15 protein-coding genes, 1 pseudogene and 2 riboswitches are annotated in these 15316 nt (G+C 40.0%); of the genes and pseudogenes, 7 read left to right on the top strand and 9 right to left on the bottom strand.

What is annotated here, in order from left to right; all coding sequences use genetic code 11:
* Positions 1 to 3: 3 nt before the first annotated feature.
* A riboswitch (TPP riboswitch) is annotated at positions 4 to 105 on the top strand.
* 63 nt (positions 106 to 168) lie between these two features.
* Entirely contained in the window at positions 169 to 861 is a 693-nt protein-coding gene (gene tenA, locus CFK37_RS04690; RefSeq protein ID WP_089060796.1) for a thiaminase II, read from the top strand.
* Between the two features lie 85 nt (positions 862 to 946).
* Here the strand turns inward: tenA and CFK37_RS04685 are convergent, their stop codons facing one another.
* Together CFK37_RS04685 and CFK37_RS04680 are read right to left on the bottom strand one after the other, a co-directional pair.
* Positions 947 to 1279, bottom strand: a complete 333-nt coding sequence (locus CFK37_RS04685) for a type II toxin-antitoxin system PemK/MazF family toxin (protein ID WP_089060795.1) — start codon at positions 1277 to 1279, stop codon at positions 947 to 949.
* A complete protein-coding gene (locus tag CFK37_RS04680; RefSeq protein ID WP_089060794.1) occupies positions 1276 to 1533 on the bottom strand; it encodes an AbrB/MazE/SpoVT family DNA-binding domain-containing protein in 258 nt (85 codons plus the stop codon). The genes CFK37_RS04685 and CFK37_RS04680 overlap by 4 nt, the downstream gene beginning before the upstream one ends.
* Positions 1534 to 1680: 147 nt before the next feature.
* Between CFK37_RS04680 and CFK37_RS04675 the strand changes: the two genes are divergently transcribed.
* Entirely contained in the window at positions 1681 to 3093 is a 1413-nt protein-coding gene (locus CFK37_RS04675; protein WP_089060793.1) for a glycoside hydrolase family 18 protein, read from the top strand.
* Between the two features lie 5 nt (positions 3094 to 3098).
* Here CFK37_RS04675 and CFK37_RS04670 read toward each other — a convergent pair whose 3' ends face one another.
* Positions 3099 to 3647, bottom strand: a complete 549-nt coding sequence (locus CFK37_RS04670) for a hypothetical protein (protein WP_089060792.1) — start codon at positions 3645 to 3647, stop codon at positions 3099 to 3101.
* A 205-nt stretch (positions 3648 to 3852) separates the two neighbouring features.
* Between CFK37_RS04670 and CFK37_RS04665 the strand changes: the two genes are divergently transcribed.
* Positions 3853 to 5046, top strand: a complete 1194-nt coding sequence (locus tag CFK37_RS04665; RefSeq protein ID WP_089060791.1) for an amidohydrolase — start codon at positions 3853 to 3855, stop codon at positions 5044 to 5046.
* Positions 5047 to 5121: 75 nt separating this feature from the next.
* On the top strand, positions 5122 to 6315 hold the full coding sequence (locus CFK37_RS04660; RefSeq protein ID WP_089060790.1) for a class I SAM-dependent rRNA methyltransferase: 1194 nt from the start codon (positions 5122 to 5124) through the stop codon (positions 6313 to 6315).
* A 48-nt stretch (positions 6316 to 6363) separates the two neighbouring features.
* Here CFK37_RS04660 and CFK37_RS04655 read toward each other — a convergent pair whose 3' ends face one another.
* Positions 6364 to 8046, bottom strand: a complete 1683-nt coding sequence (locus tag CFK37_RS04655; RefSeq protein WP_089060789.1) for a M20/M25/M40 family metallo-hydrolase — start codon at positions 8044 to 8046, stop codon at positions 6364 to 6366.
* Between the two features lie 180 nt (positions 8047 to 8226).
* Between CFK37_RS04655 and CFK37_RS04650 the strand changes: the two genes are divergently transcribed.
* Positions 8227 to 8646, top strand: coding sequence for a GNAT family N-acetyltransferase (locus CFK37_RS04650; RefSeq protein ID WP_089060788.1), 420 nt, complete (start codon positions 8227 to 8229; stop codon positions 8644 to 8646).
* A gap of 9 nt (positions 8647 to 8655) precedes the next feature.
* On the opposite strand, the gene CFK37_RS04645 is transcribed toward CFK37_RS04650, so the two are convergent.
* From CFK37_RS04645 to CFK37_RS04625, 5 genes and pseudogenes are all read right to left on the bottom strand, one after another.
* Positions 8656 to 9093: a YaiI/YqxD family protein gene (locus CFK37_RS04645; protein ID WP_089060787.1), complete on the bottom strand. Its 438-nt coding sequence runs from the start codon at positions 9091 to 9093 to the stop codon at positions 8656 to 8658.
* A 5-nt stretch (positions 9094 to 9098) separates the two neighbouring features.
* A complete protein-coding gene (gene mnmH / locus CFK37_RS04640; RefSeq protein WP_089060786.1) occupies positions 9099 to 10145 on the bottom strand; it encodes a tRNA 2-selenouridine(34) synthase MnmH in 1047 nt (348 codons plus the stop codon).
* Positions 10146 to 10162: 17 nt separating this feature from the next.
* Positions 10163 to 11218, bottom strand: coding sequence for a selenide, water dikinase SelD (selD, locus tag CFK37_RS04635; RefSeq protein WP_089060785.1), 1056 nt, complete (start codon positions 11216 to 11218; stop codon positions 10163 to 10165).
* 112 nt (positions 11219 to 11330) lie between these two features.
* Positions 11331 to 12275, bottom strand: a complete 945-nt coding sequence (locus tag CFK37_RS04630; RefSeq protein ID WP_089060784.1) for an ATP-grasp domain-containing protein — start codon at positions 12273 to 12275, stop codon at positions 11331 to 11333.
* Between the two features lie 17 nt (positions 12276 to 12292).
* Positions 12293 to 13337, bottom strand: a pseudogene (locus tag CFK37_RS04625) (LLM class flavin-dependent oxidoreductase).
* 71 nt (positions 13338 to 13408) lie between these two features.
* Positions 13409 to 13516, bottom strand: a riboswitch (SAM riboswitch).
* Positions 13517 to 13809: 293 nt separating this feature from the next.
* Between CFK37_RS04625 and CFK37_RS04620 the strand changes: the two are divergent.
* Positions 13810 to 14205 carry a GntR family transcriptional regulator gene (locus CFK37_RS04620; RefSeq protein ID WP_089060783.1) on the top strand — a complete coding sequence of 132 codons (396 nt, stop codon included), beginning with the start codon at positions 13810 to 13812 and terminating at the stop codon, positions 14203 to 14205.
* Positions 14205 to 15311: a DUF1648 domain-containing protein gene (locus CFK37_RS04615; protein WP_089060782.1), complete on the top strand. Its 1107-nt coding sequence runs from the start codon at positions 14205 to 14207 to the stop codon at positions 15309 to 15311. The genes CFK37_RS04620 and CFK37_RS04615 overlap by 1 nt, the downstream gene beginning before the upstream one ends.
* Positions 15312 to 15316 lie beyond the last annotated feature (5 nt).

Here is a 15316-nt window from a genome sequence, read left to right as displayed (position 1 = left end):
AATAGGAACTGCTAGGGGTGCAGGATGCTGAGACAAGGTGTGAACCTTGATCCCTTTGAACCTGATCTGGGTAATGCCAGCGAAGGGAAGTAGTGAGGGCGAAATCCTCTATTTATCTACTTTAATACTCTTCTAGTAGCTTCCAACAATACCAGGGAGGCAATTTTAATGACATTTACTAAAACGTTACGTGAGGAAAACCAAGATGTGTATGAAGCTATTTTTAATCATTCTTTTGTACAGGGAATTGGAAAGGGCAGTGTCCCAAATGAGGCATTAGCCCATTATATCAAGGCCGATTATGAATACTTGAATGCATTTATGTACATTTATGGAATGGCCATCTCAAAGGCCACCACCCGCGAAGATATCGCCTTTTTTAATAATCAAATAGACTTTGTCTTGAACAGCGAAATTCATCCACACAATAACTTTTGTGAACAGATTGGTGTCGGATATGAGGAACTGCAAGGGTATCCACTGCCACCAACCGCTGATCATTATGTTAAACATATGATGTACCATGCACATATGGGAGGGCTTGGCGAAGTTATTGCGGCTCTCTTGCCATGCCCATGGACATATCTTGAAATTGGGCAGGAATTGATGACATCCTATCAGCCAGCAGAAGACCATCCATTTTATCCATGGATTTCATTCTATGCTGATGAACAGGTTGCTAATACAACCATGGAGATGCGTAAGGTATTAGATCGATTAGCTGATGAGGCTAGCCCTGCTGAGCGGGAAAAAATGAAGGCTGCATTCCGTAAAAGCTGTCAATTGGAACTATTATTCTGGGAAATGGCATTCACCAGTGAAAAATGGCCGGTTAGCGATTATGTGAAAGTTGGTTATTAAGTAGGTTATTTTACGAGATGCTTTCCTATTGGAAGGTATCTCGTAAATTGAAAATAAAGCCTGACTAGAGTGGTGACAAGCGTTCTTAAAACTCACTATGAATAATATTAAGTACCTCTTGCAATAATTTCTTTGGCAGTGGCTCCGTAAATTCTGCATTCCTTGCAGTAAGGTCGAGTGATTTGACATGTTGGCAAAGAATGGATCCTGTTGTTCTAGTTTGGTTATTGAGGTTCACATTTAGCGGGAAGTTTGAGGAGACATTAGAAATTGGACAAACGATGGCCAGACTGCTAAGTTTATTAAAAAAGTTATTGCTTACTACAATTGCTGGTCTTTTTCCCTTTTGCTCAAAACCCTTTTGCGGATTAAAGTCAAGTTGAATAATATCTCCTTGTCTGGCCTTATACGTCGTCATATATCTTCCCCCCCTACATCGTCACCAGAATCAAATTCCTTCATAGATTCCTTCAAGCATTTATTTAATTTCTTAAGATCATAGTCCGCGAATCTCTCTTGAATCGTTAATGGCCGATTTAATTTGTCCATCACTATTCCGTGTTCATTAATCGTAAAGGAGATTTGATCACCTGTTTCCACTCCAAGAGCACGTCTAATTTCAATCGGTATTGTAATTTGTCCTTTGCTGGTTAGTTTGGCACTTAATGACATAGCTAAACCTCCATTCCTTACTTTTCCTTACAAACATTATATGCTGACTTATTATCTGAGTCAAAGGATTTCCCCACACACTTATAACAAAACAAGCCCTCCTTGAATACCATGGCAGATAGATAGAATAATTGGAGGAGAGTATAAATGGAAATACATGTAGTGCAGCGTGGGGAAACGCTGTGGAGAATAGCACAGAATTATGGGAGTGATATAAATCAGATAATATTGCTCAACCAGCTTGATAGTCCAGATACACTAGTTGTCGGGCAGTCACTCGTAATCCCAAATCCAAACCAGGAGTATGTTGTTAGACCAGGTGACACTTTATGGGAAATTGCGCAAATGTATGGTGTATCGGTTAATGAGCTTGCTCGCGCGAATAATATTACGAATTCCTCCCTGATTTTTGTTGGGCAATTGCTCGAGATGCCATATTCAGTTCACGTGGTCCAGGTCGGGGAGTTTTTGTGGGGAATCGCTCAACAATATGGTGTGCCTGTCAATCAAATTATCGAAGCGAATAATATTACAAATTCATCTTATATCTATCCTGGGCAACGCTTGAGAATTCCAAATGTAAATAAACCTGTAATAGAGGTTAATGCTTATGTTACACAAACAAATGAACAAGCAAGAAGGGAAGTATTAGCGTTAGGCAGCAATTTTACGTACCTTTCCCCGTTTATGTATAGTGTTCGTGCGGACGGTACAATTACCGAAATGCAGGAAGAACAACTGTTGGAAGCAGCACAAGAGACCAATGTTGCACCACTTCTTGTACTCACAAATTTTACAGAAAGTGAATTTAACTCGGATCTGGCAGCTACCATACTTAGAAACCCTGATCTGCAGGAAACCCTAATAACAAATATTTTGGAAAAAATCCGGGAAAAGGGCTATACAGGATTAAATATTGATTTTGAATATGTTTATCCTGAGGACCGGGAAAATTATAATGCTTTCTTACGACGGCTTGTCGCTCGTTTGCACCCAGAGGGATTAACCGTTTCGACTGCCTTGGCGCCAAAAATCAGTGCAGAACAATCCGGATTGCTTTATGAGGCACATGATTATGCTGCCCATGGTGAAATTGTCGATTTTGTCATTCTTATGACCTATGAGTGGGGCTGGGCAGGCGGTAGACCTTGGGCAATTGCACCAATTAATGAAGTGCGTGAAGTATTGGACTTTGCCGTCACCGTTATTCCCCGTAACAAAATTCTGATGGGCGTGCCTTTGTATGGACGTAATTGGGAAATTCCATGGCAGGAAGGAACCATTGCCCAAACCATTAGTCCAAAAGCAGCAGTCCAACTGGCCGCCAAATATAACGTCTCTATCCAGTACAATACCACCTATCAGGCGCCATTCTTCCGTTATACAGATGAAAGCGGCCAGCGGCATGAAGTCTGGTTTGAAGATGCCAGGAGCATGCAGGCTAAATATGATACTGTTAAAGACTATAATCTAAGAGGCATAAGTTATTGGGTGTTAGGTAATCCGTTCCCGGAAAACTGGGCCGTTCTTCGGGATAACTTTATTGTTAAAAAACTGTAGGAAATCTATATGATAGCCGAATCTATGGTTTTCGTTTCAACGAAATCTTTAAGGCTCCCGGAATAGACCAATTGGAAGTTTGCTGTCTTTTGCAGATCATGTGGAGTAATAAGTGACAATGGCTTTGTGAAGTCAATGATTTCAGATTCTGCCAAGGCAGTTGCGACGAATTGCGAACAGAAATAGGTGTTTTCCCTTTCCAGCGGTTTGTTTAAGATGACAGCAAATAATCCTAACAGATTGTATCGATAGAGGTGCTTTTGCGCCTCTATTTTTTTAATATAGCAATTTATTTTTCGAACCTGTGCAGCGGTTACATTACAGCCGTAAATAGCGCATCTTGCTTGTTTAAATAAACCTGTTTGGATGTTTTCCTTAACAAATCCGCCAACAAATGGATTTTTGGCGTTTTTTCTTCCAAAGCTATATACATTTACTAAATTTGGATCAAAAGAAATAGAAGCATGATTGTACGGCTTTTTGGTGTAATATTTAATCACTTTTGTAAAAAGTGTACCTGTATCTGTTAGAAGTAGATATACCTTATGTTCCATTAAACCAAATCCCCTTTCCATGTTTGTGTATTCCATCATAACGAATACCTGAAAATGGAATAAGCACCCAGAGCAATAATTGTGTGTAGGACCTCAGGCGTATTTTTATATTCGTTAAAGGATAGCGAAACGTCAAAACAATATTCATCAAACACAGGGTGTATACTAGATATAGAAAATAGATAATGGGAAGGTGAGTGTGAACATGCGAGAGCAATTAATGAAAATGCTGGAAGACCGGAAAGATGAAATGATTGAAATCCGCCGTTATTTACATGAAAATCCTGAACTATCGTTTAAGGAAGAAAATACCGCACAGTATATCGCTAATTTTTATCTGGGCAAAGATGTAGAAATAGAGCGGAACGTTGGGAATGGGTATGGAATCATTGTGACGATAAAAGGCGGTAAACCTGGTAAGACGATTGGACTCCGTGCTGATTTCGATGCGCTGCCTATCACTGAGGAGACAGATGTTGCATTTAAATCAAAAAATGATGGTGTCATGCATGCATGTGGGCATGATGCACATACAGCTTACCTATTGGTGCTTGCTGATTGCCTTATTCAGCTCAAAGATTCTATTCCTGGTACAATCAAAATCATTCATCAACATGCTGAGGAAACGCCCCCTGGTGGAGCAAAAAGCATAGTGGAATCTGGTGCACTTGATGACGTGGATAACGTTTTTGGGATTCATATTTTCCCGACAAATCCGGTTGGGGACGTTGGATACCGGGCTGGTCATGCGATGGCAGGCAGAACGTATTTTAAGCTATCGATTCAAGGTGTGGGTGGACACGGATCTTCTCCACATATGGCTAATGATGCTATTGTCGCCGGATCCTATTTTGTTACAGCGGTTCAGACCGTTGTTAGCCGCCGTTTAGACCCTTTTGAGGTTGGGGTAGTCACTATAGGCTCATTTGATGGGAAAGGAACCTTTAATGTGATCAAAGACCGGATTGAGCTGGAAGGGGATGTCCGATATATGAATGACCAGACGCAGCAGGTGATTGACAAAGAGATTCATCGACTCGTTGCTGGTATCGAGGCGGAATTTGGTGTGGAATGTGAATTAACGTACACCGCTGATTATCCTCCACTTTATAATGACCCGGAACTAACGGAAAATGTTAAAACGAGTCTTGAAAATATGCATGATCCAGACATTAAACAAGTTATTGAGTTTCCGAAATTCTCAGGTTCAGAGGACTTTGCCTACTATGCGGAAAAGATTCCAAGCACCTTCTTTTTCATCGGTTGTAAACCAAAAGGCGGGGATGAAGTCTATTTCAATCATCATCCGAAGTTTGACATTGATGAAGGCGCACTTCTGGTTTCAGCAAAAGCAGTTGGACAAGTAGTGTGCAGCTATTATGAAAAAGGGGATCGGTAGAGGTAGTCAAGTACGCTCCTTTTCCTTTTTCCATCAGCATGCGATAATAAAAGAAAAAGCTGTTAGGATGAAAATATGAGCAATGTAATTGAATTAAACGTAAAACAGAATTATACGATTGAATATAAAAAGGGTTATCCATTAATCAGTAGGGACACCATTGCGAATGCAAATGTACTGAAGGAAGAAGGAAGTATTGTTCACCTTTACGACCAAGCCCGTCAATTTATTGCCAAGGGGTATTATGGGAAGCAGAATAAGGGACTCGGTTGGATCCTTACGTATAACAAAAACGAGGCAATTGATTTTCAATTTTTTAAATCAAGGATCGAAGCAGCGGTGAACGCCAGAGAATCCTTTTATCACAATACCGAAACAACCGCATTCCGCGTATTTAACGGAGAAGGAGATGGAATTGGCGGATTGACCATTGACTATTTTGACGGAGATTACTTGATCAATTGGTATAGCGCAGGCATCTATACATTCAAAGCGCAGGTTATCGACGCCCTTGATGAGCTTTGTAATTATAAAGCAATTTATGAAAAGAAACGGTTTGATACAAAGGGACAATACATTGACGACGATGATTTTGTAAAGGGAACTCGTGGTGAATTTCCGATTATTGTAAAAGAGAATGGGATGAACTATGCGGTTTATTTAAATGATGGTGCAATGGTAGGTGTCTTTCTTGATCAACGGCAGGTCAGAAAAGCGATTCGGGATAAGTATGCCAAAGACAAAAATGTATTAAACACTTTTTCATATACAGGAGCATTTTCCGTCGCTGCAGCGCTTGGCGGAGCAGTACAGACCACAAATGTGGATCTTGCGAAACGAAGTAAAAGTAAGACAATTGAGCAGTTTAGTGTGAATGGCATTGATTTTGAGCAGCAGGATATCAAGGTAATGGATGTCTTTGCGTATTTTAAATATGCGAAGCGGAAAGAATTGAAGTTCGATTTGGTTATTCTTGATCCTCCAAGCTTTGCAAGATCCAAAAAGCACACGTTCAGTACAGCCAAGGATTATCCGGCATTAATTAAGGATACCATTGCCATTACTGAAAAAAATGGGATTATTGTGGCTTCAACGAATAATGCATCGTTTGGTATGCGGAAATTTAAAGGCTTCCTAGACAAAGCCTTTAAGGAAACCAATACATCATATAAAATCCTGGAGGAATTTTCATTGCCGGCTGATTTTAAAGTTAACCGAAGCTACCCGCAGGGAAATTATCTAAAAGTGTTGGTTGTAGAGAAGAAGTAACGTGGAAAGGGCGTAAATTCATATTTGGGTTTACGCCCTTTCCCTATCTTATTTGATTTGCGAATCATGAAATGCCGTTAACAATCGAACGGTGGTATCTCTTATCAATGTTGGAAGAACCCCAAATGAATATGGTTTATAAACGCGCTCTGTCCACTTATGGCCATCTTTGCCGTAAACCCCCATATTAATGGAAGGAACATCCAGCTTTCGAATGTCATTGAATGGGATCGGATAAAGTGTTTCGATTTCTGGAAAATTATCAACGAGCGCCGAGATTTCCTCATCTGTTTCATGTAGCGAAAGGAAGCTTCCATCAGCTAAATATGGGAAAAATTTATTGATAGAAAATACCTCATTTGATTCTTTGCTGGCATGATCAATTGTTTCGTGAATCATCTGTAGTAATTTTTTATCCTTTTCTTTATTCTCATTTAGAAAGTTGTGAGGCAAATACGGGGGAGCAAAGAAAATGATAACCCTTGGCTTTTTATCAGGATCTAGCTGCTGCAACTCCTCTGCTATTTTAAAACAAAGCATTCTTTCATCTAAATGACGATATTCTGTAACTACCTGTTTCGATTTAGATCTCGGGTCAAGGCCCATAGCTTCTAGTTTTAAAATAAAATCTGCAAGGGTAGTGACTTCAATATTCCACCTTTGATTATTTACTGCTGCCGGTAAATTACTCCGCTCCGCAAATTCGCCGTACTGCTGTGCAGCTGTTTCAGCAAGTTGTAAACAAGCTTCATTCGTAATTTCCTCCAACCGGTCCATTACTTCTTTTCCAGTAGACTCATAAATAAAGTAGTTGAAATATAAATAGCTGCTTTTTGGAGTTTGTACATTATATGAAGTCTTCGTGTCTTTTTGATATAAGCACGACGGCGGTAAAATAAGTTCCCCATCAATATTTTCAGTTAAGTCTAGATTGTTATTGATACGTCTATTTATTTCTGATGATATAAGCGTTGGGTCGATTCCAGATAAGGTATCGCCAACATGCGTTTCTCTTCCATAGATATAAAAGCTTGGCAACAGTTTACCTGCAGATCCTGTATATATGTATCTGTGTGGATCGCCCTTGTACATTGGTGTGATGAAATCAGTATTGATTGCTGCGACATAATCAAGACCTTCTTCCTTTTTTAACCGATTGATTTCGGATATGGACGTTGTAACGCCCTTATGCTGACTTTCTTCATCCGAATTGGTCATAAATAAAATGTTGCCTGGCAGTTCATCAAGATGTTCAGAAAAGTAGAGTAGATTGGCAATGTGAACGGCTAAACCGCTTTGCATATCGACAGAACCACGGCCAAATAAGTAATCACCAGAAAGCGCATCTTTTTGTACTTCTTGATTAAATGGATACTTTTTAAAATAGGATTCTAGTGCATCTGAGTTCAAAGAATGCATTTTCATATTTCCGAAGTCGTCCACCCCTACTGTGTCCATATGTGCATGATAAATAATTGTTTTGCTTGAACCTGATGGACTACGTAAAAAAGCAAAAATATTTTTCCTGCCAATTGAATCATTTGGAATGTATTGCTCCCAAACATTTGCAGGATCTTTTTCAAAGTATGGAAAAGTCTGCAGCCATCTTTGGACAGTGTTAGCTAGTTCGACTTCTCCTGCTGTTCCATTAATACTTTCGATAGCAATTAACTGACGTGTTACATATTCAATTTGCTTTTCAATCGATAAATGTTTGATTTGTTGATACATTGTGATTTCCCCCAATACCATACAAATTGCTAACCTTCCATAGTATATCAGATTAATCGGTAAATTCGATATGGTCTTGCCACAGTTTTTGGTATCGACAACCACTAAAAAGTAGCCCAAGTGAACTAGTGGTAGTATGATAGACTAATAAACTAACTAAACTTAGGAGGGTAGCACAGAATGAATATTACAGATCAATTTGACCAACAGGATTTTAATTTCATCAAGAAAAAAGTAGTTGAGTACAATATGGAAGAATTACCGGATGAAATTAAAACAGCAAATGAAGATATTGCTTTTATGCTGAAGGATGATAACGGAGAAATCATTGGCGGTATCACAGCAAATATGTTTTGGCATCACATACATATTGAATTTTTATGGGTAGATAAACGTTATCGAAAAGATGGGTATGGATCCCTCTTGCTTGAGCGATTGGAAGACTATGCAAGGGAACAAAAGTGCAGATTGATATATTTGGATTCATTTAGTTTTCAGGCACCAGGTTTCTACCAAAAGAATGATTATGAAATCTTTGGTAAGCTTGATGACCATCCAAAAGGATATGCTCTATACTTTTTGCAGAAGCAGCTGGGGTAGTCTTCTAAGCTATCTAATCTTCCTCAGAAGGAGATCCCGAAACTTCTGCTGATCTTCTTCTGTGAAAGCTTTAGGACCTTTTGTACGCTTGCCGCTTTTCCTTGCCATAGCACTTGTATAGCGGGTGTGAAGCAGTTGATCAATATTTTCCTGAGTATATTCAAAACCTTTATGATGTAGAATGATGCAGCCTTTACCTAATGCAAGAGATGCTAATCCATAGTCCTGTGTGATAATAATGTCGCCTTGCCCCGCTAATTGCATGATTCGAAAATCGGCAGAATCGGCACCAGTGTCAACGTAGACCGTTTCAACGCCTGGTGCCTCGTCTCCATGAGAAAAATGGGCGAAGCTTTTGACAAGCGTTACTGGAATTGCAGCGTCAGCAGCTATTGAAATGATAGTGTCTTTTACAGGACAGGCGTCAGCATCTACATAAATCTTCACAAGGTTCACCTCACGTTATATTCTTTTTCTTTTAGCAAGTGTTGAATCTGGTTGAATGCTTCATCAATTGTTTGTGCATATATCATGATTTTTTTATCATCTGAATACGCCTTGGCAGCATGCTCATAGCGTGGATCATAATAATATTCAAGCAACAACTGAACGGCAGAGCTAAACTCCTCGTTCGCTAAATGCTCATGAATTGCTTTGGCAATAGGAGTATGGATCCGCTTTTTAATCAGGAGAAAGGCCTCCATAAATTTTTCAGGATAGTTCCAAGGCTGGTAATCATCCAAAATATTTTTCACGCGTTCATCTGTAGGGAGATTGATGAAAATCTGCGTCCCTTCTTCCTTATGATTGTATAAGAAATCAGGGATGGTTACTTTACCAATCCGTTTGCTTTCACCTTCCATGAAAATAAAGGGTGAATTTTGATAGTGTAATAACCTATCAAGTAACAGTGATTCAAACTTTTTCTGGTTGCTGGGTTTCAGACCAATTTGACCGAAAATCGAACCGCGATGACTTGCCATTCCCTCTAAATCAAGAACAGGGTAGCCGCTTTCCTGCAATTTTTCTAAGAGAATAGTCTTTCCAGATCCAGTATAACCGTTTATTACGTAGGCTTTTGATGTGATCGTAAAATTGTTCAATGATTGAACAACCCATTGCCGGTAAGACCGGATACCGCCACTTAATCGAAAGGCATGATTACCCATTAAATCCAGGACTGTAGCGGCAGTTTTGCTGCGCATACCTCCTCGCCAGCAAAAGACTGTTTTGGAGGTTTTTATACTGCTAAACGTTTTGATAAAGTCGGGAAGCTTTGCCGAGAATATTTCCAGTCCCCGTTCCTTTGCGGCATCAGGTCCCTTTTGTTTATAGATGGTTCCCACTTCAGCACGTTCATCATTATCAAAAACCGGAATATTAATGCTTCCAGGAATGGTTGCCTCTTCAAATTCCTTTGGAGAACGGACATCGATCATCGTGTGGTTTTCTTTACTTTGCATTTCGAATAATTTATTTAATGAAATATCCTGAACCATCTTAATTTCTCCTTTTACTAATCTTTGTGTACAATAATATTTCCAGTATTGCCATCTGTTACCTCACCTATAATCTGAGCTTCTACACCTTTGTTCCGCAGGTCTTGAAGCAGTGGGTTTGCGTCTTGATCCGAAAGGGAGATTAATAGACCGCCTGAAGTTACAGCATCACACAGAATCCATTGATCGTACTGATCCATTGTCTCTGGAAATGTTATAGAATCGACCAGATGCTCAAAATTATTTTTTGTTCCACCGGGGACGGATCCCGCTTCAGCAAGTTCCTTTACTCGTGGTAAAACCGGAACTTGGTCGTAATAAATTGACAAGCCCACGTCACTGCCTTTAGCCATCTCAGATGCGTGGCCTAATAACCCAAATCCTGTAACATCGGTGCAGGCGTGTACATCATATTCACTCATTGCTTCTGATGCAGTTTTATTTAATGTTGTCATCACGTTTGTCACGCGCTCGATTTCATCGTTGTGCAATAAGCCATTTTTAATAGATGTCGTTAGAATACCAACACCGATTGGTTTAGTTAAAATAAGTTTATCGCCAGGTTTTGCGCCAGTATTTGTACGAACTTTATCCGGGTGAACAACTCCCGTAACAGCCAGGCCAAACTTTGGCTCCTGGTCATCAATCGAGTGACCGCCGACTAGTGCAATGCCGGCCTCCTTCAGTTTATCCCCTGCACCGCGCAGAATATCACTAAGTATACTTTTGTTCAGAGTGGAAATAGGGAATGCTACAATGTTCAGTGCAGTTACTGGTTTACCCCCCATCGCGTAAACATCACTGATGGCATTTGTTGCTGCAATTTGACCAAACGCGTAGGGATCATCGACAATGGGGGTGAAAAAGTCTACGGTTTGTACCATTGCGATGTCATCGCTTAATTTATAGACACCAGCATCATCACTCGTGTCAAGTCCTACCAGTACGTTCGGATTTGGATTGGCTGATGGCAGTTTACGAAGAACTTGATCTAAATCAGCGGGGCCAATTTTACATCCGCAGCCTCCTTTGGACGATAATGATGTTAGTTTCACAGTATTTGAATTAACCATTTATCTATCAACCTTTCTTAAGGGGGTTCAAAAATCGTATAGTTTAATTTTATCACAGGATAGCAATTTGAATAGAAAAAAGCCCCACAACCGATAAGAAGGGGGCCACGAATTAACTATTTACAACATTCAATTGATTACCCAGATACTTTGCTAATTCCAGCATGCCATATTTATCCGCTTGTGCTTCGGCATCAGAATTATAGTTTGTATTGGTATTGATATCATAGGTGAAAATTTCACCGTTTTGATCGTAAATAAATTCAATTCCTGCTACTTGAATATCATTATTTCTTAGGAATGTCTCATATTTTTCGATAATTGGATCCTGGAAGTCATTGATTATTTGAAACTTTGGTTTTTCAGGTGTCTCATCGCCAACAGGGCAGAATAAATCATCAACCTTGCAGGTATCGGCTGGGCAGAGTTCAAAACCTTCCGATGTATCAACACGAACGGCATAAACAAACTTTCCTCCAACAAACTCGCACCGCGTTATATAAGGTTCCGGTGCTTGAATATATTCCTGAATTAACGTGATTCCATCAATGGAAGAATCAAAGGATGGGCCGTCGAGATATTCCTGCAATGCTTCTATCGAATGAAACAGCTGTACCCCAAGTCCCTTTCCAGCACGATTATGTTTCGTAATAAAGGAACTTACGCCAATGTCCCACGCTGCCTGAATGATTTGCTGCCGGCCAATAGCAGCGATAGTTTTTGGTGTGCGAATACCGGCATTATCCAGTGCCATATACTGGTTTACTTTGCTTACCTCAAGTCGGAGTGCGCGGCTTGCGTTAACTACTTTTCTGTCATGGCGCTCAAGCCATGCCAATACCGCTTCTGTTAATTCTGGTGCAAATCGGTGGTCCCGTGTATGAGAGGATGCACTCATTCGGCTGTAAAAAACTCCTTCTGGTGGAACAGCTGATAAATTAACCATACCTTCATCCAGATGCCATCTTTCATAGGGGAGCTCCAATTGATCCAGCCGGCGGGTTAAATGATCTGTCCATTCATCGTTTTCATGAATAATGTATATCTTTTCCGTCATAAAACAGACCTCCTATACTAATACTTCGCTTTTCGTCTTTCTTCTACCAGTGGCATTACTTTTTTTGAGAAATTTCCCATTTCCTCCAATTGAGGCGAAAACTGGAGAAGTAATAAATTTACACCAACATTTTCATATTCAAGGATGCGATCAGCTATTTGTTCTGGTGTACCTATTAAGTTCGGGCGCAATCCTCTGTTGGATACGGAATAATCATTTAGCTTCACTTGCTGCTAGTTCAGATTTGCCAACAAAATCCTGATATCCTGCGTAGCCGGTTGTTTCTTTTACATCTGTAATTCGCTTCCATTCCTCAAATGCTTCTTCTTCTGTGTCGCGGCAAATAATGTAAGCAGCCAATCCAAAAGATTGTAATGGCTCTTTGCCGGATTCTGCACGGAGTTTGCGCATATCTTCCACTTTAGTCTGGATTTCCTCTACAGTTCCACCGTGCATAACATAAGCATCACAGGAATCCACGATCACCTGTTTACCGCGCTGGCTTTCCCCGCCTGCATATAAAATGGGATTCGGACGCTGGACTGGCTTTGGCTCTAAGTGAGCATTGGTAACTTCGTAAAACTTACCTTTGTAATTGAAAACTTTCTCTGCCCACATTCCTTTTAATACATCCAAGAATTCCTCTGTGCGTTGGTACCGTTCATCGTGTTCTGTGAAGTCGCCATCGTATTGACGCGCCTCTTCTTCCCACCATCCGGACACAACATTTAATGTGAACCTGCCATTTGAAATATGGTCAATATTTGCTGCCATTTTTGCCGTTACTGCAGGGTTGTGGAAAACTGGTCGCACCGCAGCCATGATCTCAATCTTATCTGTAACCGCTGCCAATGCCGCAGCAGTTGACCATGCCTCAATGGAGTCATGCTCAATTCCTTTTATATCGTTCAAATATAATTCAGCTATTAACGTGGTATCATATCCCCATTTTTCAGCTGACTGAACTACTTGTTTTGCGTATTCATAGGTTGGAGGCATGTTTTCGTCGTCAACATTTCGCAGCCATCCACCAAAAATAGGTAACCAAAAACCGTACTTCATTGCACTCCCCCCCCAGTATGACTATAGTAAAAAAACTTCTTCGATTAAGAAGAAGTTTAGGAAACGGCTTCGTCTTATCTGTCAGAACATTGTTCTGCTGGAATTGGCACCTTCCCTGAATTTCTTCAAAGGGTTGCCGGGCTTCATAGGGCCATTCCCTCCACCACTCTTAATAAGGAAAGCGCAAGCGCCCCGTTTAGAAGCGGACGCATAAGCAAGGGGCCGTAGAACGCACGGATTTAGCGTTCGTAGTGTCCATTGCTTATGACGGTAGCTTCTGGGCGCTGGAGCTAGACATATTTTTATTTATGCTTTCTGATCTTTTAAGAAAGTATATTAAATTATAGTAATCTTATCAGATAACTATGAATTAAATCAAATCATTAAAACTTTAGGCACTTGCTTTTTTGTGATAACTGTTATACACTAAATATAACAGATAGACATATAATAACAAAGAAGGTGATTTAATGTGTATATAAACCTCGATCTAGAAGCAGAAGAGCCAATTTATACGCAGTTAAAAAATCAAATAATAGCTGGAATAGCCAAACAGGAGATTGTACCAGGGGAGGGGCTGCCATCTGTCCGGTCACTGGCAGCAGATATTGGAATTAATTTACACACCGTTAATAAAGCGTACCAGCATCTCAAGCAGGAAGGATTTATTTTAATCCATCGACAAAAAGGTGTCGTTGTTAATCCTGATGGAATACCAGAAGCCGATGAAATATATATTGGTCAGCTTAAGCACCTTTTGCATCCTTTAATAGCAGAATCTGTTTGTCGGGATGTAAGTGAAAAAGAATTTTTAGAGCTTTGCAGCGGGTTATTCAATGAATTCCAAAAGGGAGAAGGTGGAAAGTAATGAATGTGACGATGGTTATTTTACTGTTAGTGATCATGATTCCAGTGTTTATTTCACTCATGTTTATTCCGTATTGGACGAGGAAAACAGAAAGCTTTGGCGTATCGATACCGGAAGAAATTTACCATAGCCCGAAATTGAAGTCAATGCGAAATCGATACGTTGTTTTAACTGGAATAGTGAGTGCACTTGTGGCAATTGTATTTCTGGTCACGGGTTCATATTTTGAAGACGAGGAAACAATGAGCATACTTTTTTCTATTATAGTTGGATTGTTTATGATAGGCAGCTTTTTCATCTACCTAAAGTTTCACCGTGAAATGAAGGCATTAAAAAAGAAGGAAAATTGGTCAGAGAAAAAATCGCAACTAGTAGTTGTAGATACAAAGTTTCGTGACCAAAAACTGACTTATTCCAATCTCTGGTTTATCATTTCCTTTATTATTGCTTTCGCTTCCATGTTTATTACGTTTCGATTCTATGATCGAATACCAGAAAGAATTCCTATGCAGTATGACTTCGAAGGGAATATCACAAACTGGTCGGAAAAATCATATCGGGCGTTAATGGTTATGCCTATTATGCAGGTATATTTAACTTTGCTGTTTATTTTTATTAATACGATGATTGGAAAAGCAAAGCAGCAAGTAAACGCAGGAAGCCCGGAAGAGTCTATGCGAAGAAATGTTATTTTTAGACGACGTTGGTCTGGATATATTATAATTACTGGAATTGCCTTGACGCTCATGTTTTTGTTAACACAGCTTTCTTTTATATTTAAAATTAACCAACAGCTGCTAGTCACCGCACCACTTGTACTTGGAATTGGTGTAACCGTTGGAGCTATCATTCTCTCGATTACGACCGGTCAGGGCGGCAGCCGGGTGAAAATTAGCAGTAGTATGAATGGCCAAGTAATTGACCGTGATGACGATCGTTACTGGAAACTTGGTATGTTTTATTTTAATAAAAATGACCCCTCGATTTTTTTGGAAAAACGGTTTGGTGTTGGTTGGACAAATAACTGGGCACACCCGATATCATGGATTATAATTCTAGTAATTATAGCAGGAGCAGTTGGAATACCAATTTTGTTAGGAGAATAGACAGC

The organism is Virgibacillus phasianinus, assembly GCF_002216775.1.
In the GTDB taxonomy this organism is placed as follows: domain Bacteria; phylum Bacillota; class Bacilli; order Bacillales; family Amphibacillaceae; genus Virgibacillus_F; species Virgibacillus_F phasianinus.
Note: the sequence above shows the minus strand (reverse complement) of the source record. Positions and strands in the feature narration are given on the sequence as shown.

Bases quoted from the DNA above. Each gene is read 5' to 3' on its own strand.
- CFK37_RS04675 (WP_089060793.1), top strand. From the start codon at position 1,681: ATGGAAATACATGTAGTGCAGCGTGGGGAAACGCTGTGGAGAATAGCA.
- CFK37_RS04630 (WP_089060784.1), bottom strand. From the start codon at position 12,275: ATGACGGAAAAGATATACATTATTCATGAAAACGATGAATGGACAGAT.
- tenA (WP_089060796.1), top strand. From the start codon at position 169: ATGACATTTACTAAAACGTTACGTGAGGAAAACCAAGATGTGTATGAA.
- CFK37_RS04660 (WP_089060790.1), top strand. From the start codon at position 5,122: ATGAGCAATGTAATTGAATTAAACGTAAAACAGAATTATACGATTGAA.
- CFK37_RS04655 (WP_089060789.1), bottom strand. From the start codon at position 8,046: ATGTATCAACAAATCAAACATTTATCGATTGAAAAGCAAATTGAATAT.
- CFK37_RS04680 (WP_089060794.1), bottom strand. From the start codon at position 1,533: ATGTCATTAAGTGCCAAACTAACCAGCAAAGGACAAATTACAATACCG.
- CFK37_RS04665 (WP_089060791.1), top strand. From the start codon at position 3,853: ATGCGAGAGCAATTAATGAAAATGCTGGAAGACCGGAAAGATGAAATG.
- CFK37_RS04685 (WP_089060795.1), bottom strand. From the start codon at position 1,279: ATGACGACGTATAAGGCCAGACAAGGAGATATTATTCAACTTGACTTT.
- CFK37_RS04650 (WP_089060788.1), top strand. From the start codon at position 8,227: ATGAATATTACAGATCAATTTGACCAACAGGATTTTAATTTCATCAAG.
- CFK37_RS04670 (WP_089060792.1), bottom strand. From the start codon at position 3,647: ATGGAACATAAGGTATATCTACTTCTAACAGATACAGGTACACTTTTT.
- mnmH (WP_089060786.1), bottom strand. From the start codon at position 10,145: ATGGTTCAGGATATTTCATTAAATAAATTATTCGAAATGCAAAGTAAA.
- selD (WP_089060785.1), bottom strand. From the start codon at position 11,218: ATGGTTAATTCAAATACTGTGAAACTAACATCATTATCGTCCAAAGGA.
- CFK37_RS04615 (WP_089060782.1), top strand. From the start codon at position 14,205: ATGAATGTGACGATGGTTATTTTACTGTTAGTGATCATGATTCCAGTG.